Origin of the sequence: Oxynema mangrovii CENA135, from assembly GCF_016632315.1 — a bacterium.
GTDB lineage: Bacteria > Cyanobacteriota > Cyanobacteriia > Cyanobacteriales > Laspinemataceae > Oxynema > Oxynema aestuarii.
Window position 1 is genome coordinate 401,031 of sequence record NZ_JAEOXH010000003.1, and the last position, 24,790, is coordinate 425,820.

Annotated in this window: 18 protein-coding genes and 1 tRNA gene; 8 read left to right on the top strand and 11 right to left on the bottom strand. The window is 49.9% G+C overall.

Going from position 1 to position 24,790, the window contains the following annotated elements:
• Positions 1-34: 34 nt before the first annotated feature.
• The 4 genes from JJD41_RS21380 to nfi all read right to left on the bottom strand — a co-directional run bounded on the left by JJD41_RS21380 (position 35) and on the right by nfi (position 4,412).
• A complete protein-coding gene (locus JJD41_RS21380; RefSeq protein WP_200669519.1) occupies positions 35-940 on the bottom strand; it encodes a carbohydrate ABC transporter permease in 906 nt (301 codons plus the stop codon).
• Between the two features lie 172 nt (positions 941-1,112).
• Positions 1,113-2,453, bottom strand: coding sequence for an ABC transporter substrate-binding protein (locus JJD41_RS21385; RefSeq protein ID WP_200669520.1), 1,341 nt, complete (start codon positions 2,451-2,453; stop codon positions 1,113-1,115).
• A gap of 409 nt (positions 2,454-2,862) precedes the next feature.
• On the bottom strand, positions 2,863-3,603 hold the full coding sequence (gvpF, locus tag JJD41_RS21390; RefSeq protein WP_200669521.1) for a gas vesicle protein GvpF: 741 nt from the start codon (positions 3,601-3,603) through the stop codon (positions 2,863-2,865).
• Between the two features lie 137 nt (positions 3,604-3,740).
• On the bottom strand, positions 3,741-4,412 hold the full coding sequence (gene nfi, locus JJD41_RS21395) for a deoxyribonuclease V (protein ID WP_200669522.1): 672 nt from the start codon (positions 4,410-4,412) through the stop codon (positions 3,741-3,743).
• Between the two features lie 254 nt (positions 4,413-4,666).
• Here nfi and JJD41_RS21400 point away from each other — a divergent pair, with 254 nt between their 5' ends.
• Positions 4,667-5,527, top strand: coding sequence for a prohibitin family protein (locus JJD41_RS21400; protein ID WP_168568757.1), 861 nt, complete (start codon positions 4,667-4,669; stop codon positions 5,525-5,527).
• Positions 5,528-5,533: 6 nt separating this feature from the next.
• On the opposite strand, the gene JJD41_RS21405 is transcribed toward JJD41_RS21400, so the two are convergent.
• From JJD41_RS21405 to JJD41_RS21415, 3 genes are all read right to left on the bottom strand, one after another.
• Positions 5,534-6,577 carry a glycerate kinase gene (locus JJD41_RS21405; protein ID WP_200669523.1) on the bottom strand — a complete coding sequence of 348 codons (1,044 nt, stop codon included), beginning with the start codon at positions 6,575-6,577 and terminating at the stop codon, positions 5,534-5,536.
• A 39-nt stretch (positions 6,578-6,616) separates the two neighbouring features.
• A complete protein-coding gene (locus JJD41_RS21410; protein ID WP_200669524.1) occupies positions 6,617-6,949 on the bottom strand; it encodes a DUF565 domain-containing protein in 333 nt (110 codons plus the stop codon).
• A 133-nt stretch (positions 6,950-7,082) separates the two neighbouring features.
• Positions 7,083-7,970, bottom strand: a complete 888-nt coding sequence (locus JJD41_RS21415) for a PEP-CTERM sorting domain-containing protein (protein WP_200669525.1) — start codon at positions 7,968-7,970, stop codon at positions 7,083-7,085.
• A gap of 832 nt (positions 7,971-8,802) precedes the next feature.
• Between JJD41_RS21415 and JJD41_RS21420 the strand changes: the two genes are divergently transcribed.
• Positions 8,803-14,262, top strand: a complete 5,460-nt coding sequence (locus tag JJD41_RS21420; RefSeq protein ID WP_234489047.1) for a HAMP domain-containing protein — start codon at positions 8,803-8,805, stop codon at positions 14,260-14,262.
• Positions 14,263-14,375: 113 nt separating this feature from the next.
• On the opposite strand, the gene JJD41_RS21430 is transcribed toward JJD41_RS21420, so the two are convergent.
• The gene (locus JJD41_RS21430) at positions 14,376-14,786 is read right to left on the bottom strand and encodes a CHAT domain-containing protein (RefSeq protein ID WP_200669526.1); all 411 of its coding nucleotides are present in this window, start codon (positions 14,784-14,786) and stop codon (positions 14,376-14,378) included.
• Positions 14,743-15,519, bottom strand: a complete 777-nt coding sequence (locus JJD41_RS21435) for a hypothetical protein (protein ID WP_200669527.1) — start codon at positions 15,517-15,519, stop codon at positions 14,743-14,745. The genes JJD41_RS21430 and JJD41_RS21435 overlap by 44 nt, the downstream gene beginning before the upstream one ends.
• Positions 15,520-15,702: 183 nt before the next feature.
• Between JJD41_RS21435 and JJD41_RS21440 the strand changes: the two genes are divergently transcribed.
• Positions 15,703-15,775 (top strand) — tRNA-Arg (locus JJD41_RS21440).
• A gap of 512 nt (positions 15,776-16,287) precedes the next feature.
• Here JJD41_RS21440 and JJD41_RS21445 read toward each other — a convergent pair.
• Complete coding sequence (locus JJD41_RS21445; RefSeq protein WP_200669528.1) at positions 16,288-17,556, bottom strand: type IV pilus twitching motility protein PilT; 1,269 nt, start codon at positions 17,554-17,556, stop codon at positions 16,288-16,290.
• Positions 17,557-17,782: 226 nt separating this feature from the next.
• Between JJD41_RS21445 and JJD41_RS21450 the strand changes: the two genes are divergently transcribed.
• The 5 genes from JJD41_RS21450 to JJD41_RS21470 all read left to right on the top strand — a co-directional run bounded on the left by JJD41_RS21450 (position 17,783) and on the right by JJD41_RS21470 (position 23,144).
• Positions 17,783-18,937 carry a DUF58 domain-containing protein gene (locus JJD41_RS21450; RefSeq protein WP_200669529.1) on the top strand — a complete coding sequence of 385 codons (1,155 nt, stop codon included), beginning with the start codon at positions 17,783-17,785 and terminating at the stop codon, positions 18,935-18,937.
• 125 nt (positions 18,938-19,062) lie between these two features.
• Positions 19,063-20,808, top strand: a complete 1,746-nt coding sequence (locus tag JJD41_RS21455) for a hypothetical protein (RefSeq protein WP_200669530.1) — start codon at positions 19,063-19,065, stop codon at positions 20,806-20,808.
• A 496-nt stretch (positions 20,809-21,304) separates the two neighbouring features.
• The gene (locus JJD41_RS21460; protein WP_200669531.1) at positions 21,305-21,739 is read left to right on the top strand and encodes a hypothetical protein; all 435 of its coding nucleotides are present in this window, start codon (positions 21,305-21,307) and stop codon (positions 21,737-21,739) included.
• Positions 21,740-21,859: 120 nt separating this feature from the next.
• Positions 21,860-22,414: a hypothetical protein gene (locus JJD41_RS21465; protein ID WP_200669532.1), complete on the top strand. Its 555-nt coding sequence runs from the start codon at positions 21,860-21,862 to the stop codon at positions 22,412-22,414.
• 100 nt (positions 22,415-22,514) lie between these two features.
• The gene (locus tag JJD41_RS21470) at positions 22,515-23,144 is read left to right on the top strand and encodes a LamG domain-containing protein (protein ID WP_200669533.1); all 630 of its coding nucleotides are present in this window, start codon (positions 22,515-22,517) and stop codon (positions 23,142-23,144) included.
• A 43-nt stretch (positions 23,145-23,187) separates the two neighbouring features.
• Here JJD41_RS21470 and corA read toward each other — a convergent pair whose 3' ends face one another.
• Entirely contained in the window at positions 23,188-24,372 is a 1,185-nt protein-coding gene (gene corA, locus JJD41_RS21475) for a magnesium/cobalt transporter CorA (RefSeq protein ID WP_200669534.1), read from the bottom strand.
• Positions 24,373-24,790: the final 418 nt, after the last annotated feature.

Sequence of the window (24,790 nt, forward strand, 5' to 3'; positions counted from 1 at the left end):
AAATTAAATCACATCAAAAATTGTCACGGTTTAACTAAATTGAATCCCTACTATTCCGAGATTTCGAGAGAAAATAAGCGGCGATCGCCACCACGACAATTAGGAGCAAAAAAGTCACCACCACTAACGCCGCACCATAACCAAAATCGAGATAGCGCATGACATTGGCATAGATATAAACCGAGACCATTTCAGTTGCTCCACCGGGGCCGCCTCCAGTCATCACTTGAATCAGATCGAAAATGCCGAAAGCTTGGGCGAACCGAAATAGTAAGGCGATCGTAATTTGTGGCATTAAAAGCGGCAGCGTAATTTGGCGAAAACTCTGCCAAGGTGTAGCGCCATCGATCGCGTGAGCTTCGTATAAATCCTCGGAAATTGATTGCAATCCAGCCAGCAATAAAATACTAATAAACGGGGTGGTTTTCCAAACATCGGCGACCACGACCGCCACCATTGCTAGGGCTGGATTTCCCAACCAGTTAATCCCTTGTTGGATCAGTCCCAAACGCATTAAAATATCGTTAACGACGCCGAATTGATCGTTAAAAATCCACGCCCAGGCTAACGCCATAATCGCAGTCGGTAAAGCCCAAGGAATAATGGCGATCGTGCGAACGGCGCCCCGTCCGGGAAAAGATTGATTTAAAACGAGGGCAATTCCCAACCCAAAAATCAATTCTAAAATCACGGAAGCCGTTGTAAAAATACTCGTATTCCAGATACTTTGCCAAAAGCGACCGTCTCCAAACATGCGGGCGTAATTGGACAATCCTGTAAATTCAGCTTGCAAGTTAGTCCCGAGGTTTTCGGCGAACAAACTCAAGACGAATGCGCGTCCGATGGGATAAGCAAAGACGAGTAATAATAACAGTAATGCGGGGGTAACGAGAATCCACCCGGTGAGTTGGTCTCTACCTCGAATTGTATCGATTTTCATGGAAAAGGTTGTAGATTTCTACAATCAGTTAAAATTCAATCGGTGAAAAACATCGGTTAAAACTAGGGGCGATCTCCATCCGATCGATCTACTTTAAGTGAGGGCAATTTTCCCGAGAACGGGGCGGGCGATCGCGGTATTAAGTGAGATCGAGTTCCCCGGTACCCTCGATTTACTCCCCTAATAGCCTGCGGGTTTCGGCGGCGGCGCTTTGCATGGCGTCTTCCGGGGTCAATCGTCCGCTTAACGCCGCCGTCAGATAGCGTTGTAAAATATCGGAGGCTTGGGCGTATTGGGCGACGGGAGGACGTAAAACGGCGTTATCTAACACGCTTAACAGTTCGGGATAGTGACCGTATTCGGCGACAATTTGGGGGTCGGTAAACAGCGATCGCCGCGAGGGAACGTAGCTGGTGGATAACACGAATTGGCGTTGAAATTTTTCGCTACTGAAATATTGAATAACTTTCCAGGCTTCCTCGGGATAGGGGGTGGTGGAAGAGATGCCCAATCCCCATCCGCCTTGACAGCCTCCACTGTTATATTTGGGGGCGTGAACCATCGGTTTGAGGGCAATTTTTCCGGCAATGGGCGAGTCATCTTTATTGGCTTCTCGCCATACATAAGGCCAATTTCTTAAAAATACGGATTCGCCGTTAATGAAAAACCGAAGGGTTTCGTTTTCGGTGTAGGTGGTCACACCTTTCGGTGTAATTCCAGTGTCGATCGTGGCGGTTAAAAATTTGACGGCATCGATCGCATTGGCGCGATCGAGTCCGACGGTATTGGTTGCGGGATCGATCCAAAAACCGCCATATCCTTTGAGAACTTCGACGAACATCGCCGAGAGTCCTTCATATTGTTTTCCTTGCCAAAGATAACCCCAATCGGCTGGGGAATTTTCTTGCAAATTGGCGGCAATAGTTTGTAATTCTTCAAAGGTTTCTGGAGGATTGTAACCGCCTTCGGCTAATAAATCGGTGCGATAATAGAGCATTCCGACATCCGATCGCACGGGAATGCGATACAGTTGGTTTTGATAGCGTCCGGCTTCGACATCGCCTTGTAAAAATTGGTTGAGTTCGGCTTTAGGGATGCGATCGTCGAGGGGTTTTAACCAGCCTGCGGCGGCGAATTTCGGCGCCCAAACCGTATCCATATAGACGAGATCGTAAGGCGAATCGCCGAGGAGAAAGGCTGAGGTATAGAGATCTTCGATTAAATTGGTGGCGTTGGGCCCTTCAATGATATTGAGATCGATTCTGGGGTTTTCTGCCTCGAATTCAGGGACGAAGGGTTGCCATTGACTCGCTTCGAGGGCGTTCATCAAAACATTAACTGTAACGGTTTCTTGACCGTAAGCCGGAAGAGCGAACAAAAATTTAAAACTGAGCATGACTAAGGCAGCGCACAGTCCTAAAATACTGTAAAATTTATATTTGCCAAAGTATTTTGACAAATATTTTGACAAATATTTTGACAGTGTCTTTAAGCGGGTAAATGAGTTTTTCATATTGCCGATCGCTTTGTAAATCTATGCGGGCGATCGCGGCTAGCATCAGAAATTGATTGCGATGGTCAAGTCGGTTGTCGATAGGGGATAACAACACGATCGCTCGCCAAGACTTGAAAATCTCGAAATTTTTAGAGAACTGCCGTTCATTTTACCAAGGCTTCTGCGATCGCGGGTCGCTTGATGATTTGAATTGTTACGAAGCTTAATTTTGTTAAGAAATGCTTCTTCAATCGGGGTGGATTTTAGGGGGTGCGAAGCTACGAACGAGGCAGAAAATTGGTTAACAACTAGCTAATTTTTTAAGGTTCGACATCTACCTAAAGATAGAAATTAGGCGAAGCGATCGCCCATTTCGGCTAAAAGAGTCACCGAGCGATCGCCATTCGGACTCATGTTAACCCTCAAGTTAATCGGAGTTAAGGCGTGCGAAATTGAATGGGGCTGTAAAATTGTTGTAGCGAATTCGCAGGCGCCCTTCAAAAGCGCGATCGAGACCTTCGACACGATCGCCGAATTCGGTTTCTCGATCCCAAGGAATCAAATAAGCGGCATTATAAATCATCGCTTCGGTAAGGGGATCGTTTTCCACCATATCGATCGCCAAACCATTGAGTTCGTGGTGGAAGCGATCGATAATCCCCTGTTTTTGAGCTTCGAGCGATCGCTCTAATTCCTGACCGATAGCGATCGTTTCTTCCATGCTTAAAAGTTTCCCTTGTAAGTTATCTCGTTTCGCTTTTAATTCCGGTTGGCGATCGATTAAGCGTTGTAATTCTTCGTTCGTTTCCCAAAAGATTTTAATCCCGACCTCTCGATTGCCCGTCAATTGTTTTAATAACTCGTGCAACCGTTCGCGATAGGGGACGAGTAATTCCTTCTCGACAGCTTGCCAGCTTTCGGCGATCGTGCCGAATTTCAAGGGGAGAACCGTTCGATATCCGGCTTGCATGGCTTCTTCCAAGACGGTCTCGTGGCCGAGCAAATTGCGCCGACTGGCTAAATAGCGTTGTTGTTTGGCTTCGGAATATAAAAATACAAAATCGTCAACAATATGAGTTTTGACGGGTTGGCTGTCCAATCCTTCTCGTGCTAATTGTTGCGGACCCGGGAGGGGAAAAATACCATACAAGTAAAATCCGTATCTCATGTACAATTTTGCCTTTAAATTTGCCTGCAAGGAGTTAAGTTTTATTCTAATACAAGATAATAAATGAAAAATTGAAGGAATAGAATGTTGGCTGGAAGTTTTAGCTGTCGGTGCTGCGATCTCCTTAATTTATCGCCTTAATTCATTTTGTCTTCGCGCGAAAGGCGATCGCTCCAGCGTGTCGTTTCCGGTAATCGATACTTGGAGGTACAGCGTAAGACATAATCGATCGCCGTCGTGAGAGCCACTCGGTGACCGATGGAGACGTAAATCGGCTTGACTCCCGTGCGCGATCGCACCACGGCGCCGATGGTTTCGCCGCGATCGAGGAGAGGTTGCCAATGTCCGCGACGGTTGCTTAAAGCTTCGTGCTCGCCGATCAGGCGCGATTTAGCGACCCCGATCGCCGGAAGGTCGGTAATGACACCGAGATGACACGCCAAGCCGAAACGGCGCGGATGGGCCAGTCCCTGACCGTCGCAGAGCACTAAATCCGGAGTAATCTTCAATTTTTCTAAGGCTTGTAACACCGCCGGGACTTCGCGAAAGGAGAGAAACCCGGGGATGTAGGGAAACGTGGTCGGGGTTTGTGCGATCGCGCGATCGCACAATTGCAAATCCGGGAAGCTCAAGACGGCGACGGCGGCCCGGGTGAGGGAATCGGAGTGCTTGTAACCGACATCGACGCCAGCGACGTAGCGGATCTCGGCCAACTCGTCGGTGGTGACGACTTGCGATCGCAACTGCTCTTGAATGGAAATCGCCTCTTGAGTGTTGTTGGGCCAAGCATGAGGGGGGTTTGTCTTCATAAAACTAAATGACTGAGTGACACCCGTCGTTTTTAAGGTCTAGCATAGAACAATACAGTTGTCGTACTCGAATATCTTGGCACGATCGCGCGGATACCGCTTTCGGGTAACTATTTTTTGAGGTCAGTTTTACTCCACATTGGATGACGATGGAGGATAAGACTTAAATTTTTTGGAAAATATCGGTCAATTTCTCTGTCAGTGAGGTTCCATTGAGTGGAGAAAGCGAAAAACACAATACAGGTGAATTGATTATGAGATCGAATCGAAATTCGGCAACCTCCTATGATGCCAAAAATATTCTGATTATTGCGGGCGGCATTGCGGGAGCTTTTGTTTTGCTGCTGGCGATTACTGCTTTAAAACCGTTCGTGATTGTCGATGCGGGACAGCGCGGCGTTCTCAAGAAGTTTGGCGCCGTTCAAGATACGGTATTGGGGGAAGGACTCCATCCGATCGTCCCGATCGTTTACAGCGTCGAAAAAATTAGCGTTCGCGTTGATAAAAGCGATATTCCGGCTCAGGCGGCCTCGAAAGATTTGCAAGATGTGAAAATGAATGTCGCCCTCAACTGGAGCATCGATCCGCAAAAGGTCAATGAGGTGTATCAGAGTATTGGCGATTCGGAACAGGTGGTGCAGCGTATTATTTTCCCGGCAGTTTCCGAAGTCGTGAAAGCGGCGACGGCGAAGAAAAATGCGGAGGAAATTATTACCAAACGCACGGAATTGAAAGACGAAATCGATCGCGAATTGCAAGCGCGGCTTCAAGATTACGGGTTGATTATTCGGGATATTTCTTTGGTCGATGTCGCCTTTTCGCCGGAGTTTGCGAAAGCGATCGAAGCGAAACAAATTGCCGAACAAGATGCTAAGCGCGCCGTGTTTCGCGCCCAACAAGCGGAACAAGATGCCCAGGCAGAAATTAACCGCGCGAGGGGACAAGCGGAAGCACAACGGTTGTTAAGAGAAACGATTACCCAGGAAATTTTGCAACAGGCGGCGATCGAGAAGTGGAACGGTCAGTTTCCGATGGTGATGGGGAACGATGGCGCGCTACCGTTTATTAATATCAATCCGGGGACGGCGGGCAATCGTGCGCCCCAAGGTCAGTAAGCGGTTTTAGTAAACGGCGCGGTAGGAGCGATCGCGATCGATCTGTAAAATCAGGTCTACCCGATCGCGATCGCTCCGTAAGGGAGGGATGAATAATTCGGGATGTAAAGCTTTCCAGAAATATTCGACGAAGGCCCGGATGTGGTCGTCACTCATCCCGTCGCGTCCTCGCGCTTTCATTTCTCGTTCCGCTTGCATTCGCCACTGACAGCTCAGTTGCCAATCCACGGGATCGAGGACGGTGAGGAGATCGAGGCGATCCCACAAGGGGAGATAGGCGTGCAGGCGTTCGTTGCAGTCCCGAGCAAATTGGCGGTCGGCGTCGGTTTCGATGGGCCAGGGGGCACGATCGAAGTGGTGGGGGGCGATCGGGCGCACGCCGACAAACCACCCTTCAAAGAGGACGAGATCCACGGCGCCGACTGGTTCGGGTTCGCCCCGATCGCCCGCGCCGCCGTAAGCGGATTTGTCGAACCGGGGAACGGAGATCGTTCGATCGTCAGGCGATCGCAGTCGGTCTAAGACGGCGATTCCCAGGTCGATATCGTGGGTTCCCGGCGGACCGCGCCAAATTAAGCGGGGGTCTTGTCGTTGCAGTTGTTGGCGATCGCGATAGGTTTTGTAGAGGTCGTCTACGGACAAACAGAGTACCTTGAGGTCTAACTCGGCGAGGATCCCGCTTAAAATGTGAGTGAGGGTGGTTTTGCCCGTTCCCTGCAATCCTAAAATCCCCTGAATCCAGGGACGGCCCAGATCGGTTCGCCGACGGGCTAAGTTTTGGGCGAAGGGCAGCCAGACCAACCACAAACTCGGTAAAAATGCCTTGCTGTCGATGCGCTTTAAACTCGGGCGCCCCACGACGGACTCGAAAAGGCGCGATCGCTCGGCTAAATGGGTTCGGAGGCGATCGCGATCGATGCCAAAAGCGTTGAGACGGCGCGGGTCTTCGAGTTCGTAGGGTTCGAGTTGGGCGATCGCCTCCTCAGAGGGAATCTCACCGCGCGCCCACTTTTGCAAAATTGCGGCGATCGTTGTCAGTCGGTCGGTCATGACGCTGTCGGGATGAATCCGGGCAAGGGCACGCAGAGGTTAGGATCCGAGGGTAAAGGCCAAAACGAAGAGATTGTAAATTAAGCCGACTTTAAACGCATTGACGCTTTGGACGAACAAAGATTGGGAGACTCGGCGATTGGCCCGATAGACAAACCAACTGTAAGTTTCGGTCACCACAATTAAGATCGCGGCGACTACCGTATCTAAGTTGGCATTTTGTCCGGCGATCGTCGAAATCGTCGTTCCCATCAAATTGCCCAACAGAAAACTAATCGCAAATAACGCCAGTCGCCGCCAAGGATTGCGAAGGGACGCCCGAAACCGCCCGAAAGCAAGATCGAACAGGCTGTTAAGACGAGTATTTTGCATGACCGAGACTCGAAGGCAACTTCTTGATTGTATGCGATCGTGTGCCTCGACAGAACGACAAAGTAAGGACACGGCAATGCCGTGTCCTTACCTGCAATCTCCCATTATTGTCAAACGACGATCTCTAATTGGACTAACAATTGCTGCTTTGTTTTTTATGGCGTTTGACACCGAAAGCACTCAAGCCGAGGAACGCCAAACCGATGAGGCTAGAAGGTTCGGGAACGCTTTGGGTCGGGGCTTCGGGTTCGCCGAAAACGGAGGATTTGTTAAAGCTAAAAGCGATGGTTTTGCTACCGCCAAACAACGAGCTATCGAAATGTCCGTCGGCTAATTCCTGCTCGCTGAGCCAATTAATCTCACTGAGGAAAGTTCCAGAGGCGATCGTATTGAGGCTACTCGATCCTTGATAGTATCGTTGGCCGTTGTCGAGATACCCATCGGCGTTCATATCGCCCAAATCCGCGCTCGTAATCGCGTCGTGGTAAGCATCCAAGCTGGCGTAACCGTGGTTCGCTCCGGTAACGCTTTGAGCGGTGACTTTGCCGTATAAACCGAGTCGGGAAACTCCAGAATCATTCGTACCCGCGAAGCGAACGCCGTACAAACTGCCTTCACTGCTAGCTGTTTGGAAATCAGTTGTCGGGTTTAAATTAAAGAATAAATCGCCCCAGCCAATATTCTTGTCAGCAGCAACAGAATCAAAGACGCCAGCGAGAGGTGTATTGCCGTTGAGGACGACCCAAACGCTATCTTGGGTTTCGCGAACCCCCATCCCGAACATTTCAAATTGGCTGCCACCACTGCCGTCGTTGGTGGGATCGATCGCGTACTGCCAATTGTATTCGTTCACCCGGGCATCATCTCCTTGCAGGACGACGCCATCGTTAAGACATTCCAGGAAAACGTTAAAAACTACACCGTTCAAAGGATTGGCGCTGGCACCTTGAGCCGTTAAGCAGAGAAGACCCAGGGCAACCGTTCCAGTTTTAAGTCCGTTGGTAAAGAGTTGAGATTTCATAATTCCTTGTGCCAATTTATTCGTGTTAATTACATTGCAAACTTGCTTACCCCTGGTTATCATTTTCAGTGATTTTGTCAAGATTGACATTGTCAAAAACCCGGAAATTTTAGGATTATTTTTGCTTCTACAAATGAAAAACTATCGCTTTTCAAGATGAAGTTCGTTTACATTTTCAGGATTCTTTGATTTGAGTAGACTTCCAGTGGATCTACTAGCTGTGGGATCGAACAACTGCAGTTTTTATTGATGTTTTCAACACGGAAACTTTACGATAACTTCATCTTTATAATTGAGTTTTTTCAGTATTTCTACTTAGGGGCGATCGCCTCGAATGGGCGCCCTGGAGGGGGCGATCGCCCCTACCGCCCCCGAAAATGCCAAATTTTTAGATAAAAATATTGACTTATTCCTGAAAGTGTTAATACCTAAAACTATTTAAATTAGAGAGTTACAGCCATTTAATTCAATTTTTATTTACAAAAAAGCAATCTTAAAATTTATCAAAACCTTACAACCGGAGAAGGGGGCGATCGCGGGATCTGTCCGGGGATCTCTTCCTTGCGCAAATTCCCCTAGTAAAAATACTGACTCCTGAGTTACGGTGGGAAAAGCATCGCCCTTCAATCCGGGAACCCTAGACTAGACCCTGTTGCCCGGAATCATCGACCTTTGCATCTACCATTTTTTTACAGAAGTCGCGATCGCGGCAAAAACGCACGGAAAACCAACCGTCCGGGACGGATCGAAAACTAAACCCGGAAACAACGGCGCGATCGCCTCGCCCTCGCTTTCCCTCGCCCTCCTAACCTCACCACCGCAGATCCAAACCATGCCGACGACCACCAAAACCGCCCCCGCCAACAACAACGACCTCCTCAACGAACTCCTCACCACCCTCAACGCCCTCAAACAAGGCGACTTCAACACCCGAATGCCCCTACACCATACGGGCTTAGAAGGCAAAGTCGCCGACACCCTCAACGAAATCCTCGAACAAAACCAGCAAATGGTCGGCGAATTCCAACGCATCGGCGAAGTCGTCGGCAAAAAAGGCAAAATCGCCGATCGCGCCAGCCTCAACGGCAACAACGGCGCCTGGAAAACCTGCGTCGAATCCGTCAACACCCTGATCGGCGACCTCGTACAGCCGATGACCGAAACCACCCGCGTCATCCAAGCCGTCGCCAACGGCGACCTCTCCCATAAAATCCCCCTCGAACTCGACGATCGCCCCCTCAAAGGCGAATTCCTCAAAACCGCCAAACTCGTCAACAGCATGGTCGATCAACTCGGATCCTTCTCCAGCGAAGTCACCCGAGTCGCCCGGGAAGTCGGAACCGAAGGCAAACTCGGCGGTCAAGCCGACGTCCAAGGAGTTCGAGGCATCTGGAAAGAACTCACCACCAACGTCAACCTGATGGCGGACAACCTCACCGCCCAAGTTCGCAACATCGCCGACGTCACCACCGCCGTCGCCAACGGCGACTTATCCAAAAAAGTCACCGTAGACGTCAAAGGCGAAATCCTCGAACTCAAAAACACCGTCAACACCATGGTCGATCGCCTCAGTTCCTTCGCCAGCGAAGTCACCCGCGTCGCCCGCGAAGTCGGAACCGAAGGCAAACTCGGCGGTCAAGCCCACGTCCAAGGGGTCGCCGGAACTTGGAAAGACCTCACCGACAACGTCAACTCGATGGCGGAGAACCTCACCGACCAAGTTCGCAACATCGCCGCCGTCACCACCGCCGTCGCCAACGGCGACTTATCCAAAAAAGTCACCGTAGATGTCAAAGGCGAAATCCTCGAACTCAAAAACACCATCAACACCATGGTCGATCGCCTCGGATCCTTCGCCAGCGAAGTCACCCGCGTCGCCCGCGAAGTCGGAACCGAAGGCAAACTCGGCGGTCAAGCCGACGTTCCCGGCGTCGCCGGAACCTGGAAAGACCTGACCGACAACGTCAACTCGATGGCGGGCAATCTCACCGCCCAAGTTCGCAATATCGCCGAAGTCACCACAGCGGTCGCCAACGGCGATTTATCTAAAAAAGTCACCGTAGACGTCAAAGGCGAAATCCTCGAACTCAAAAACACCGTCAACACGATGGTCGATCAACTCAGTTCCTTCGCCTCCGAAGTCACCCGAGTGGCGCGAGATGTGGGAACCGAGGGCAAACTCGGCGGTCAAGCGGACGTCAAAGGAGTCGCCGGAACCTGGAAAGACCTCACCGACAACGTTAACTTGATGGCGAACAATTTAACCGCCCAAGTTCGCAACATTGCCGAAGTGACCACCGCCGTCGCCAACGGCGATTTATCTAAAAAAATCACCGTTGACGTTCGCGGCGAGATTTGGGAGTTGAAAAATACCATTAATACGATGGTGGATCGACTCAGTTCGTTTGCGTCGGAAGTCACCCGGGTGGCGCGAGAGGTGGGAACCGAGGGCAAACTCGGCGGTCAGGCGCAAGTTAAAGGGGTGGCGGGAACCTGGAAAGACCTCACCGACAACGTTAACTTGATGGCGAACAATTTAACGGCCCAAGTTCGCAACATTGCCGAAGTGACCACGGCGGTCGCCAACGGCGAGTTATCGAAGAAAATCACCGTCGATGTCAAAGGTGAGATGCTGGAGTTGAAAAATACGGTCAACACGATGGTGGACCGTCTCAGTTCCTTTGCGTCGGAGGTCACCCGGGTGGCGCGGGAAGTCGGTACCGAGGGCAAACTCGGCGGTCAGGCCCACGTCGAAGGGGTGGCGGGAACGTGGAAAGATCTCACGGATAATGTCAACTCGATGGCGAGTAATTTAACGGCCCAAGTTCGCGGAATCGCCCGAGTGATTACGGCGGTGGCGAATGGGGACCTCAAGAGTAAGATGGCGGTGGAGGCGAAGGGAGAAATTGCCGCCCTGGCGCAAACGATCGATACGACGGTGGAAACCCTGGCGACCTTTGCCGAACAGGTGACCACGGTGGCGCGAGAAGTGGGGATCGAGGGTAAGTTAGGCGGTCAGGCGCGGGTTCCGGGGGCGTCGGGAACGTGGCGAGATCTGACGGATAATGTCAACCAGTTGGCGGCGAATTTGACCACTCAGGTTCGGGCGATCGCCGAAGTGGCGAAGGCGGTGACGAAGGGGGATCTGACGCGATCGATCGCGGTTCAAGCCCAAGGAGAAGTGGCGGCGCTGAAGGATAATATCAATCAGATGATCGCCAATTTGCGCCAGACGACGCAGAAAAATAACGAGCAAGATTGGCTGAAAACGAACTTAGCGAAGTTCAGCCGGATTTTACAAGGGCAGCGCGATTTACAGGCGGTGTCTAAGTTGATTCTGTCGGAACTGTCGCCGTTAGTTTCGGCGCACCACGGGGCGTTTTTCTTGATGGAAAATGTCAATGCGACGCCGGGAAATGCGATCGCGGAACCGTTCCTCAAGTTGGTCAGTACCTACGCCTATCGTCATCGCAAACATCTCTCGAATACGTTCCATTTAGGGGAAGGTTTGGTCGGACAATGCGCCTTGGAAAAAGAAACGATTTTATTGACCGAGGTTCCGTCGGATTACATTAGAATTAGTTCGGCTTTGGGCGAAGCGTCTCCCCTCAACATTGTCGTGATTCCGGTGTTGTTTGAGGGACAAGTGACGGCGGTGTTGGAGTTGGCGTCGTTCCAACGCTTCAGCGACATTCACCTCAAGTTTTTAGACCAACTCACGGAAAGTATCGGGGTCGTTCTCAATACGATCGGCGCCTCGATGCGGACGGAACAGTTGCTGAAACAGTCGCAGTTGCTGACGGAAGAACAGCAGAAACAGCAGAAGGAGTTAACTCAGACGAATCAGCGTTTGGAACAACAGGCGCAGTCGTTGAAAGCATCGGAAGAGTTGTTGAAAACGCAGCAGGAAGAGTTACAGCGTACGAACGAACAACTAGCAGAAAAAGCACGGTTGCTGTCGGCGCAAAATGCGGAAGTGGAGCGCAAGAATCAGGAAATCGAACGGGCGCGTTTGGCGTTGGAAGAGAAGGCGGCGCAGTTGGCGCAAACGTCGAAGTACAAGTCGGAATTTTTGGCGAATATGTCCCACGAGTTGCGGACGCCGCTTAATAGTTTGCTGATTTTGGCGAAGATGTTGGCGGACAATGGGGACAAGAATTTGAGCGATCGCCAGGTGATGTATGCGAAGACGATCCATTCGGCGGGAATGGATTTGTTGACGTTAATTAATGAGATTTTGGACTTGGCAAAAATCGAGTCGGGCAAGATGCGCATCGAGGTGCAAGAAATGCCGTTGAAGGAGTTGCACGGCTATCTCGATCGCACGTTCCACCAAGTGGCTTTTGAGAAAAAACTCGATTTTGAAATCACTTGTGAGGAGGGATTGCCGCGATCGGTTTATACGGACAATCAACGGTTGCAGCAAATTCTCAAAAATTTACTCTCGAATGCGTTTAAGTTTACGGAACAAGGAAAAGTCACATTAAATATCCGTCGGGTCACGTCGGGTTGGAAGCCGAATCACCCGTTTCTCGATCGCGCGGACCGTGCGATCGCCTTTGCAGTCACCGATACCGGGATCGGCATCCCGGAAGACAAGCAAGACGTGATTTTCGAGGCGTTCCAGCAAGTCGATGGCACCACTAGCCGCAAGTACGGCGGGACCGGATTGGGCTTGTCGATTACCCGCGAACTCGCCGGGTTACTCGGCGGCGATTTGTCGGTCACCAGTACCCCAAATATCGGTAGTACATTTACTTTATATTTACCGGAGCGGTATATGGGTTCGGTGCAGAAACCGAAGGAAGCACCGCCGCAACCCCAACCCCCGACACCTGCGGCGGTCGAGACGGAAAAGCCCCGGGAAACGGTGGCGAGTCCGCCGTCGGAGTCGTTAATTTCGACAATTTCTCACATCACCCCGCCCCCGTCGCCGATCGCCGACGACCGGGACGCCATCCGGACGGGCGATCGCACGTTGTTGATCGTCGAGGATGACGTGAATTTTGCCAGCATCTTATTAGATATGGGTCGCCAACGGGGGTTTAAATGTCTGGTGGCGTTGCAAGGGGATACGGGCTTATTTTTGGCGAAGCAGTTCAAACCGGATGCCATTCTGCTCGACATTCGCCTCCCGGTGATGGATGGGTTGACGGTTCTCAGTCGGTTGAAGGACGATCCGAATACGCGGTATATTCCGGTGCAGATTCTCTCGGTGGAGGAGGAACAGCAACGGGGATTGCAACTCGGGGCGTTATTTTATTTACTCAAACCCGTTTCGCCGGAGGAGTTGGCGCAAGCGTTCGATCGCATCGCCGGGATTTTGCCTCCGGTACAGACGCCGAAGGAGGGCGAATCGAAACGGTTGTTAGTGGTGGACCGCGATGTGACCCAGCGCAACAGTTTTATACAAGCGCTCCAGGAACGCGGCGTGCAGGCGATCGCCGCGAATACGGTTCCAGAAGCGTTGGACTGTTTGCGCGGCAATCGCGTGGACGGGGTGGTGTTGGATTTGGCGTTGGCGAATGGGTTGGAGTTGCTCAAAGCGATTCGTCACGAGCTGAATTTGTGGGAATTGCCGATTATTGTCTACACCGGACAGGAGTTAACGCCACCGGAAGAAGCCGCACTCAAGCGGATGGCGGATACGGTGATTCGCAAGGACGATCGCTCGTTGGAGCATTTGGAGGAACAGATGGAGGTGTTCCGTCCGAGTCCATCCCCGAATGGCGATCGTCAGGTTCCCGCAACGCCTCCCGTGGTGGAGGCGCCGCGTCTCCCCCTAGAGGAAATTGCACAAGCATCGCCCCCGCCGATGCCGCCAGCGCCGCAGGTGGCAGGCGATCGCACCCCGGTAGCACCCGCAGTCCGCGAGGAAGTGAAGCGCGAGGATCCCGCCGCGCCCTCCACGGACGTGTTAGTGGGTCAAAAGGTGTTGATTGTCGATGACGACGTTCGTAATGTGTTTGCGCTGACGAGTATGTTAGAGCAGTATCGGATGGAGGTGGTGTACGCGGAAAATGGCCGCGACGCGATCGAGTTACTCCAGTCCACCCCGGACATCAAAATCGTGCTGATGGATATCATGATGCCGGAAATGGACGGCTATCAAACAATGGAAGCGATTCGCAAAATTCCGGAGTTTCAATTCCTGCCGACGATCGCCCTCACGGCAAAAGCGATGAAGGGCGATCGGGAAAAATGCATCGCGGCGGGGGCGTCGGACTACATCGCCAAACCCGTAGACACCGAGGAACTGCTCGCCCTCTTGCGCATGTGGTTGGCGAAATAAATGCAGTGAAGGGTGGGGGCGGCAGTTTGACCTCAAGCTTTCGTCCCCCCTCATTTACGTTTGTGTGAAAATCTATGGAGGGGGGTGTTCTCTACTCAATTAAAAACTACTATCTAAACACCAGTTACTGTGAAAGCTGCCCAATAGAAAGGATTTGAAAATAGTTTTTCGGTAGGATGATAAAAATCTAATAAATTTTCTAGTAACTCTATATCTATCAAGTTATTAGAGTATTCATTAATCCAGTCTTGTAATTCCTCGGCAGTAACTTCTCTCAGCCAAAGCTGAGCTTGACTTAGAGCCATTGATACAGTTAACCCTTGAAAGAGATTAGCATAAAACTTTATCATTAAAAAAGCTGTTGACATATCATACGGTGACCAAAGACTTCCTACTACACTATTCGCCCCGGCAGACAGAAAAGCTCCTTGGAAGCTGATATAATCATCGCTTGGACTAGAAATATCTACTATCGCAGTATCACAAGCAGAAAGAGTTACGAGACGACACTGACTTAGATTCATTTGATATATTTCTGCTAAGGTTAAGCATTTCACCCTGCATCAAGAGTTCTAACCCCCTGAATGCCATATCGTCTGCTTTGACTGCTTCCTGTAACTTATGATGAAAAATGGCCTCAAGACGGGTAGCAATCTCATCTAGAGTCGTTAATTCAAGACTAAAGCCAATCCCGTAGGGTAGGTATGGGAACTCGGAATAATTTGCGAGAAATTCGCTTTCAGTTTCAGGAGTTAACTGACCTATTTCGTTATCCCATTTGTAAGTAATGCAATCCTTGGTGAGAGTAATACCCCCAGCATCACTCAACCAGTAAAGCAGTTCTTTCCAAGTTGTTAGTTCGAGTACCCGATCTTTACCAAACTGGGACGGGAGTGTGGCAAAGATATTGGGGAGTTGAGTTTCTTGAATTTGGGAAAATTTAGATGAGTTAACGGTTGCTTTGGCAAGTTCCGGCCATTTGGCGATCGCAGTCTCGGCAAGCTTTTGTAGCGCTTTTTTCTGAAATAACGCCTCTTCCATAATAACGGCAGCGATCGCCTTTCCCACTGCTCCCGTTAAATGCTCGTTTCTCAAAATGTAGTCTTTCTGACCCAAAAATTGATGTAACATCTGTCCGAGTTCATTGGCGGCAATCCCGCCAGTAATCCCTGAAACGGCGTTTGCCAGAGAAAAGGGAATTAACTCCGGACGCAGGGTGCAACAAACGAGTAGCGCACTGCCGGAGAGAAACTGCATCAGGGTCGAGTCTAGTTTTGGGGATGACATCTGGGAAATGAAACATGGAATTATTGTATTATAAAACGATGAAATGCTTGCCAGATAAGAGATTCAGCCTTTGTGACTGTCCTGCAAATTAAGAAACTGTATTTTTAACCCTAGCTATTGAGTGAAAAATGTGGTATGAATAGAGGAATGTAAGGGCATGTAGCTCAGTGGATAGAGCATCAGATTCCGGTTCTGAGGGTCGGGGGTTCAAATCCCTCCATGCTCGTCGCCCCTTCATCTCAGTCAATTTCGCAGGTATGTTCGATCGAGCTATTGAAGCGGGCACGCGCTCTCAGTTTGCTTTCTAGCGAATCATAAATATATATAATACAAAAATCTATTAATTATAGGCTTTTCTTTTAGGATCGAAGCGATCCGTTTTCTGTCATTTTCGGAGATAGCGATCGCCGTATCCCAGATCGGGAGAGACCTACGCGGCCCTAACCCGATTTGTGAGTTTCTCTTCGGAAAAACCGTTGCGATCGCCGATCCTGTGAAAGTTAAGGCGCAAGGCGCATCATAATCCTAGAAGAGCGAGGTTTTTCCGCGCCATGTTTTCGATCGCGTGGCCAAGCCCGCGCTGTATAAATAGACTCGGGGCGAAAGGAGGTCACACAACAGAAACTAGGTAGGGCGAGTCAATTCCCCCCTAGTTCTGGCCTCGCACTATCCATGCTCAACAAAGTCGGGACGACAGACTCGACCCTCAGCCCGTCAGAGTCCCGACTCTCATCTTTTTTAGCGAGAGGACTTGGAAAAATCCCGAACAGATTTGGACGCATCGAAACCGCCCGTTCGCATCAAGCGGTCTAATTCGCTCGGATCTGGAGACACTTTCTCCGCTTCTTCCAAAGCAATCCGACCCGTCATGACCTTTTGATACAGGTCGTTGTTCATCACCTGCATTCCTTCGTGGGTATCCGTTCGCATTAAATACAACGCTTCGTCGTCTTGTCCTTTAAATAAATAATCCTGTATCGCCGGAGTGTTGATTAAAACATCGTGAATGGCAGTCCGTCCGCCTTCTGTGGTCGGAACCAACAGTTGGGCGACGACGGCGGCGAGAGATTCGACGATTTGAATCCGCATCGACTGGTGATCTTCCGGCGGAAAGAGGTTTAACAGGCGGTTGACCGCGTTGATGGCATTGCGAGTGTGCAGGGTTCCGAGGACGAGGTGACCCGTTTGTGCGGCTTGCAGGGCTGTATTGATCGTGGTGCGATCGCGCATTTCCCCAATCAAGACAACATCCGGGTCTTCCCGCAAGGCGGAACGCAAACTGGTGTGGAAATCGTGGGTATGCAAACCGACTTCACGCTGACTGACCAAACATCTTTCTGAGGCGTGAACGTATTCGATCGGATCTTCAATACTGATAATGTGCTTGTAAGCGTTTTCATTCAAATGCCGAATCATCGCCGCCAAGGTGGTCGATTTCCCCGAACCCGTCGGTCCGGTGACCAACACCAACCCTTGGGAAAGCGAAATAATTTTTTTCAAAACGGGAGGTAAGCCCAACTCCTCAATCGAGGGAACGTGCAGGCTAATTAAACGCAGGACGATCGCCCCTCCGGTGAGAGTCTCAAAACAGTTAACCCGACAGCGTACTAAACCGGGGTAAAAAATGGCCGTATCCAGTTCCTTATTTTTGGCAAATTCTTCTCGTTGTCTCGGGGTCAGAATTTCGCGCAAATATAACTCGAACATATCCAAGGTCACTTTAACCTGGCCTTCTGCCGGATGCATTTGGCCGCGAATCCGAAATCTGGGAATTTCCCCCACCCGAATGTGGATGTCCGAGGCTTTGTGGGCGTAGGCGTGCTTGACCATTTGCTTGACTAAAGTCGAATGGCTGCCTTGCCCGAGTTCTGCGGGTTTGGAGGTTGGAGTTTTTGGCATTCCGCTAATCGGTCGGCCTCCGGGGGGTCGCGTCGGCGGCGGTTGCGGTAGGGGGACACGAGGTGGCACCCGAGATTGAACGTTAGCAGAACTATTGTGGTTATCCATGATGGCACGAGCCTTTCCAATGACTACGCTGGAAACGGATGGAGAAATGCGTATAAATACTTTTTCCTGAAATGCACCCTTCTCAAATTGTCATCCGTAGATTTACTGATATTTTAAAAAAAATTTCAGCAGTTGTTGGATTCCGTAATCTTTTTTAATCCGATCGCCCCGAAAATTCGCCCCCGATTCACCCCCTGTTTGCCCCTTACAGAAAGGAGATGATTGCATGTTAAAAAAACTGAGAATTCGCATTTCTGAATCGTTAGAAACTCGCTGGGTGACTCCGGCTTATGCTGGATGGCTTCTAGGGTCGCTTTCTCTGTTTTTCTTTGCCGCAGGCACCAATACAATGGCGGGGTGGTTGTACGTCATGAGTGGGGTGAGTTTTGCATTATTGGGTTTGGCAGCCGTTTTACCGCCGCGTTCCCTACAATCCCTCGTGGTGACGCGATCGCCGATCGAACCGATTAGCGCCGGAGATTGGCTCAATATCGAATTAATCGTTGAAAATCCGACCTCCAAACCGAAAACCCTGCTCCAAGTTCGCGATTTGATGCCCTTTGTTTTAGGCGAACCCCACGAGGGGGTTATCGAAGAAATCCCCGCCCGGGGAACCTATCCCTTGACCTATTCCCATCTTGCCCCCCGTCGCGGCATTTATCGCTGGCATGAAATTCACTTGCGAACGGCCACCCCATTAGGCTTATTCTGGTGCCGACGATCGCGCCAAGTGTCCGCCCAGGCGATCGTCTATCCCACGGTCCTCCCCCTCAACACCTGCCCTTTAGTCGATCGCCTCGGACGGGATGACAGTTTCCTGGTAGAGAGCAATCGCCGCGCCGCCATGGCGAACGAAGGCACCACCCGCACCCTGCGCCCCTACCGCTTCGGCGACCCCACCCGCCTCGTCCACTGGCGCAGCAGCGCCCGTTACGGCGAATTGCGGGTGCGCGAGTTGGAAGTGACCACCGGAGGTCAGGAACTGATTATCGCCCTCGATACCGCCAGTGCGTGGGAAGTTGAGAACTTCGAGCAAGCGGCGATCGCCGCCGCCTCCTTATACTTCTACGCCAGTCGCGCCCAACTCAACGTCCAACTGTGGACCGCCGATACCGGATTGGTCAAAGGTAACCGGGTCGTCCTCGAAGCCCTCGCCGGGGCCAACCCCCACGAATCGGTCAACCACGGCGATCCTCCCGATTTACCCTTAATTTGGCTCACCCAAAACCCCGACCGTTGCGATCGCCTCCCGGAAGGATCGCGCTGGATTGGCTGGTCCCCAGACCCAGACAACCCGATCGCCTTCAAATCCCCCTATTCCGGGTTGTCCATTCAAGGCGATCGTCCCTTGCAAATGCAATTACAAGCCGCCATCTCCTGAATTCCCCGAAGAGTACACCTTCCCCCTCGGAGGACACCCGAGAAACTGGTCCGTACCGCCGTGGCGATCGCTCCAACTGCGACCCTACAATGAGAACAACGGTTCGTCATTTCTCACATCAACCCATGAACCCAGCCAATTCCCGTTTTTACCGTCCCGTCGCCCCCTGGAGTGGTCGCCTGATTCTCCCCTTTTACGCCGAACGTCGCCCCGATGGCGGCGTCTTCATCCTCCTGGAAAACGCCCCCAAAGCTTACCGCCACCTCCTCGGTCAATATCTTTGGGTGAGATGGCACCCCCAATCCCGCCATCGAACTTGGATCGATCGCGCCACCATCGACCTCCGTTTCGATGAAGTCACCTGGCAGACCATGGAAAAAATCGGCACCTTTCACCCCACCCGCCTCGATGGGTGGAAGCAAGTGAGTCCCCTCGAATCCCTCGCCGGAAGTCGCGCCGACGACGACGTGCGCGTGCAACTCGATGTCGTCGAAGTGCTACAGGACGGTCCCCTCTGGGTGGTCGAAATTGACGACGAACCGATCCAACTGTCCGGGGTCAAAAAAGCCCTGATTCAATTTATCGCCCCCGCAGGGGAAAAGCGCTATCGAGTCGCCCATTACAACCCGAAAACCGAGGGATTCGATGCCTCCTCCGAGGTCATGAGCTTTCCCAAAGCCGGGACCGTTTACGCCGTCGATCCGGTAGAACAAAGTTCGATCGAAAATATTGAAAAATCGCCCTTAAACGATGGGGGATGGTACGTTTACGGCGACTTTGACGAGTCGGGAACCTTTGCAGTGGAGGCGATCGAACCCGTGGAAGCGCTGCAACTCGGGCCGACGCGCATGGTGACGGGTCGCGACGAAACGTTGGATTATTTTTTGGATACGAAGTGGGAACCGATGCCTGTCGGTCAAGTGCGGCAGACTCTCGTAGATAATAACGGGGCGATCGTTCCGGAAACCGGGAGGACGCCGGAGTATATGAAGCGGCGCACTCGCGAACTTTGGTATAAAGGAGATACGGCGTTAGTGGTGCATACCTTCGGCTGGCGCGGCGGGAAACGGGGCAGAAACCTGCCGTTCGGTTTCGTGACGGGTCATTTTTCCTTCGGATTTGCCACCGTCGTAACCGACGAGTTTACCGGAAAGTTGCGCTTCGATCTGGTTTACCGTCAGATTTACGCTCACAACCGCAACGCGATCGTCTCCGGGGCGCAATATTGGCACCAGTATATGGGGAATTTGGAGCGCGGCTGGATGTATACGATCGCCGTCTCCGATGTCGTCGTTCGGCTGCCGGAACTGACGGTTCCCTACGAATTGGGCGATCGCACGTTCGATCCCCTCGGGGCGATCGTCCAGCAGTTGGCGTTGATGGCGGCGCGCTACCGGACCGGACCGGGAAATGGCGCGTCCGTAGTCACTCCCGCCACTTCTTGCGTCAAAGATTCCCATCAAGCCCTGTTTGCGGCGATCGCCCAACTGCGCGAGGAAGTGTTCGCCGATCCGACGGTGAAACAGTGGCTGGAAGCCAATCCCAAGGATTTTCACGTCGGGCGTTTTCGTCGTTTGGAAGCGCTGTTAGACGATGTGGAGCGATCGATGTTGATTCCCCTCGGTTACGTCCCCAAAGGGTGGCGCGGCGATAACGAGGATGTGGCGATCCATCGCAACGGCAATTTCTTAGATTTAGGGGCGATGAAAGAGGCGTTGTTGGCGTGGAAAACGATGTTACCCCGTCGCGGCGAAATGGAGTTGATGCGGGTTCTCAACCGACATGGGGCAACTTCGATCGACTGTCAGTGTGCCAAAGTTGGCGGCGAAGTGCCGGATATCGAACCCCAAGCGCCGACGGTGATTTTATAGGGGTTCCAGGGGCGATCGCCTCTCGCTTCCCTAGGGCGAGACGCGATCGAGCTATTCTACAGTATTTTCCTGCTATACAAGACATTTAGATCCCCCTAAATCCCCCTCGCCAGGTAGGGGTTTGGTGACCAAACCCCTACGTTCCTCATTCCCCCCGAAATCCCCCCAACCCCCCTTTGAAAGGGGGGCGAAGGGGGGGTAGGGAGATCGGTACTGCACCTCATCAGATCGCCCGAGTGCTGTAAGTGGTGATTTTTTATTATATTTTAAGTTTTATCATTGCGCCCCTAACTTATACTAAAGGTGGCGATCGTAAAAATGAGTATTGGAAGATCGAAATAAAAAACGCGAAAACTGTTCTATCTAGTATTCCTAAATCAATCGAGTCAGGGCGATCCCCCCGGATCCCTTGGGAGTGGGAGCATCTTACTCCCTACTTAGGTTACAAGTCATTGAGGATTGCTATAGATTATCGCAGTAATTTTTGACAACGATCATGAAAAAAATAACAATTTTAAAAGGAACTTTTATCCTATTTTTCTCATTAAGCCTCGTGCAAGTTCTTGCATCTGAAGTTCCTCAACCCGATGAAAATGGTGATTACCTAAATGTTTTACACGATCTTTGGGTTGTCACCGATACCGATCCTAATGGAGTCAACTGTCGAATGCCACTAGGGTGTACATTTCAAACAATTATGAACAGAGAATGTACGGGATTTACAGCGAACTATTTAGAATATCCCATAGTAGGAACCCTACAGTATGGAGAAATTTTCCGAAGCTATTCTAGCAATCGAGGTCAGACTTTTATCGACAGACGAAAATTACCTTGGGTATTTGTTGGTGAAAATCTAGACGGTTCGACTGAAGGTTGTTTTATTCGTGCCAATATTCAATTTACTAGACCGACATTAGGTCGCTATGATTAATCTATTGTATAATAAGAAAATTATAATTTAGCAGTAAATTATAATTTTAAAAGTTCCAGTCAACAATATAAATACTAACATAGCCATCCTTTTGTCAAGCAATGGGAGCATCTTAGAATCATGAACATTGTCAGTAAAATTGTATCTATTTCAATAGGTTTTAGTATTTTAGGAGCGGGTAATATTGCCTTATCCGCGTCAATAGTCCAACCAAATGAGGTTCGACCCATTCGAGAACCGCAAACCACAAGTCAAGCCCCCGCCTTACCGATGACCATTCAATTAGGTGAAGGTGTCGCGCAATTAATTGTCCCCAACCGCGACACGACCCAATCAGCTTATGGTGGAGACTTAAGACTTTACGACGTTCATCTCGCCAAAATGTACGAAGTTACTCGAGCTTTATGCGATCGCGGTTGGTCTCCTGGTGTTTCTTGGTATTATTTTGCTGGGGGTGGCAATATCGACATGGGCATGTTTGAAATTAGTTGTCGCGAAGCGAGAGCAATTGCTTCTGAATTTGGATTGAGTTATACCGAAACGACAACCCTCGTCTATAGTGTAGGCGAACGGCAATCTCGAACTCAATATCAAGAGATTCCCGTCCTCGATTTAGTCGGATCTAAAATTCCAAAATGGTTGGATTTCGTCCAAACTGTTCGCCCAGTTCAATAGCCGATCGCCTCACCTACATTGCAATTGTATTCCCACGGAAAGAACAGCTTAACTGAGTGGATTAAGTCCGTAAAATTGACAACTCCAATATTGGAAAAAAATGAGTATTTTTCCAACCGCAGAACTACGTTGGTTTCATTCCGGAACGCCACCGAAAGCGATCGCCGATTGGTTCGATCTCCGATGTCTGGGAGGCGATCGCACCCCGCCAGAAACCCGAGAAGACCTCTATTTATTTCTTCCGGGTCACGATTATTTTAACCTCAAACTCCGACAAGGACGCTTAGAAATTAAATGGCGTCAAAATGGGGGCGGGTTAGTTCATTTTGGCGATCGCTGGCAAGGCTATGCAGAATTTTGGGAAAAATCAATTTGCGAAGGACTACACGCCAATTTACCCAATTACGTATTGAATAACGGACGTTGGATTGGGGTAGAAAAAACGAGAGTTCAGCGTAGATATGCGATCGCGGACGATCGCGAGATCGCCCCTGTTTCCTTCTCAGAAATGAACGGTACGGGGTGCAATTTAGAACTGACAAAATTGGCGATCGACGGACAACAATGGTGGACTTTAGCCCTAGAAGCCTTCGGCGAAGCCCCCCAACTTTGGGATAGTTTAGAGATTGTAGCTACTCATTTAAGCCAGACTTATCCCGATAACTTACACTTATCCCCATCGGCTTCTTTTGCCTATCCTAAATGGCTGGAAGTCGCGATCGCCGCCTAATGCCTAATTTTAAGACTTAAAAAGCCTATTAAGCCCATTAATTTTAATCTTCATCTACAGAAGAAAAATTTTCAAACCATCCCCGACGCCAAAACAAGAAAATTAGAGACAAGGCGATCGCGATCATCACCAACCAAACTATTGGATAACCCCAATACCAATTTAATTCCGGCATATTCCAGGGCGATCGTTCGGGATTGAAATTCATTCCATAAACTCCAACCACAAAAGTTAAAGGAATAAAAATTGTAGAAATAACCGTTAGCAATTTCATCACTTCATTCATCCGGTTACTGACAGAAGATAGATAAACATCCATCAATCCGGCAGCTAATTCCCGATAAGTTTCGACCATATCTAAAACTTGAATAGCGTGGTCGTAACAGTCCCGTAAATAAATCCTGACTTCCGGAGTAATTAAATCACTACCATCCCGAATTAAATTATTAATAGCCGTTCGTTGCGGCCAAATTGCGCGCCGTAAAGCGAGTAAATCTCGACGAATTTTATAGATCTTTCCTAATGTTTTCGGCGTAGGATTGGCAACAACTTCATTCTCCAAATTTTCGATTTGTTCTCCATACTCTTCGAGAACGGGAAAAAAACCATCGATAATGGCATCGATGAGGGCATAAGCGAGATAATCTGCTTTGTATTTGCGAATTGTTCCTTTATTAAAGCGAATGCGATCGCGTACCCGGTCAAAACTATCGTGCTTCGGTTCTTCTTGTACGGTTAACAGATAGTTTTTACTCAAAACAAAACTAACTTGCTCGCTAATAAATGCTTCCTGATCCGGATCTTCTTTTTCTTCGTTGAGCATCACCATCCAAGCAATAATCACAAGCTGAGATTCGTAATCTTCCACTTTCGGACGTTGGGGAACATTAACAATATCTTCTAACAGCAAAGGATGTAACTTAAAAACATCTCCCAACCGTTGTAAAACTGCTTCACTTCCCAAACCTTGAACATCTACCCACGAGACGGACTGACTCTCTAAATAGGGATGACAGGCGTCAGGAGTGGGAAGAACTTTCCGCGTTGCTTTGCTTTCGGTGTAGTCAATCAGGATAATTGTTGAAGGAGTTGCATCTTCTTCAATATTGAGCGTTCCTGGCGCACTTCCGGGTTCGTCGTAGAAGTAGTCTACATAAGACTCTTCCTCCTCTTCCGGGGCGACAATATCGGGCAAGTAATTCGTAAAAGGTATATTTTTGTCTGACATGAGAAACCCAATTGAGTACATCTACCACTGAGATTTTAGGCAATTATTCAGTAATTTGGTGAAATTTTGTTGATTTTTCAGCCTTAATATAGCGTTTTTATTGAAAATGTAAACCTATTGAGGAAAATACTACAGGATAGGGGAAGGGAACTGGAAAGTGGGAAGAGACAAAAAGTAAGCGGAGAAAATATCAGGGAGATGATATATCTTTTAAGGATAAAAAGAAAAAATGAAAAGATATCTTTTTCAATAGTGTTAAGATAACTGTGTTTAATGTTTGAAGTAGAGTTATAATACAATTTCAAGCAGGGCAATCGGATAGATTTATGGCAAATAGCAAAAATAAGTTTTGATTGTAGCTTTCGATCCACGATCGCCGTTGAAATTGGTACAAAAGGAAGTCAAGTAAATAGGGCTA

Coding starts and splice junctions, on each gene's coding strand:
- JJD41_RS21430 (WP_200669526.1), bottom strand. CDS start 14,786: ATGAATCTAAGTCAGTGTCGTCTCGTAACTCTTTCTGCTTGTGATACT.
- nfi (WP_200669522.1), bottom strand. CDS start 4,412: ATGAAGACAAACCCCCCTCATGCTTGGCCCAACAACACTCAAGAGGCG.
- JJD41_RS21445 (WP_200669528.1), bottom strand. CDS start 17,556: ATGGATAACCACAATAGTTCTGCTAACGTTCAATCTCGGGTGCCACCT.
- JJD41_RS21460 (WP_200669531.1), top strand. CDS start 21,305: ATGAAAAAAATAACAATTTTAAAAGGAACTTTTATCCTATTTTTCTCA.
- JJD41_RS21415 (WP_200669525.1), bottom strand. CDS start 7,970: ATGAAATCTCAACTCTTTACCAACGGACTTAAAACTGGAACGGTTGCC.
- JJD41_RS21380 (WP_200669519.1), bottom strand. CDS start 940: ATGAAAATCGATACAATTCGAGGTAGAGACCAACTCACCGGGTGGATT.
- JJD41_RS21405 (WP_200669523.1), bottom strand. CDS start 6,577: ATGACCGACCGACTGACAACGATCGCCGCAATTTTGCAAAAGTGGGCG.
- JJD41_RS21435 (WP_200669527.1), bottom strand. CDS start 15,519: ATGCAGTTTCTCTCCGGCAGTGCGCTACTCGTTTGTTGCACCCTGCGT.
- JJD41_RS21455 (WP_200669530.1), top strand. CDS start 19,063: ATGAACCCAGCCAATTCCCGTTTTTACCGTCCCGTCGCCCCCTGGAGT.
- JJD41_RS21450 (WP_200669529.1), top strand. CDS start 17,783: ATGTTAAAAAAACTGAGAATTCGCATTTCTGAATCGTTAGAAACTCGC.
- JJD41_RS21465 (WP_200669532.1), top strand. CDS start 21,860: ATGAACATTGTCAGTAAAATTGTATCTATTTCAATAGGTTTTAGTATT.
- gvpF (WP_200669521.1), bottom strand. CDS start 3,603: ATGAGATACGGATTTTACTTGTATGGTATTTTTCCCCTCCCGGGTCCG.
- JJD41_RS21420 (WP_234489047.1), top strand. CDS start 8,803: ATGCCGACGACCACCAAAACCGCCCCCGCCAACAACAACGACCTCCTC.
- JJD41_RS21470 (WP_200669533.1), top strand. CDS start 22,515: ATGAGTATTTTTCCAACCGCAGAACTACGTTGGTTTCATTCCGGAACG.
- JJD41_RS21410 (WP_200669524.1), bottom strand. CDS start 6,949: ATGCAAAATACTCGTCTTAACAGCCTGTTCGATCTTGCTTTCGGGCGG.
- JJD41_RS21385 (WP_200669520.1), bottom strand. CDS start 2,453: ATGAAAAACTCATTTACCCGCTTAAAGACACTGTCAAAATATTTGTCA.
- corA (WP_200669534.1), bottom strand. CDS start 24,372: ATGTCAGACAAAAATATACCTTTTACGAATTACTTGCCCGATATTGTC.
- JJD41_RS21400 (WP_168568757.1), top strand. CDS start 4,667: ATGAGATCGAATCGAAATTCGGCAACCTCCTATGATGCCAAAAATATT.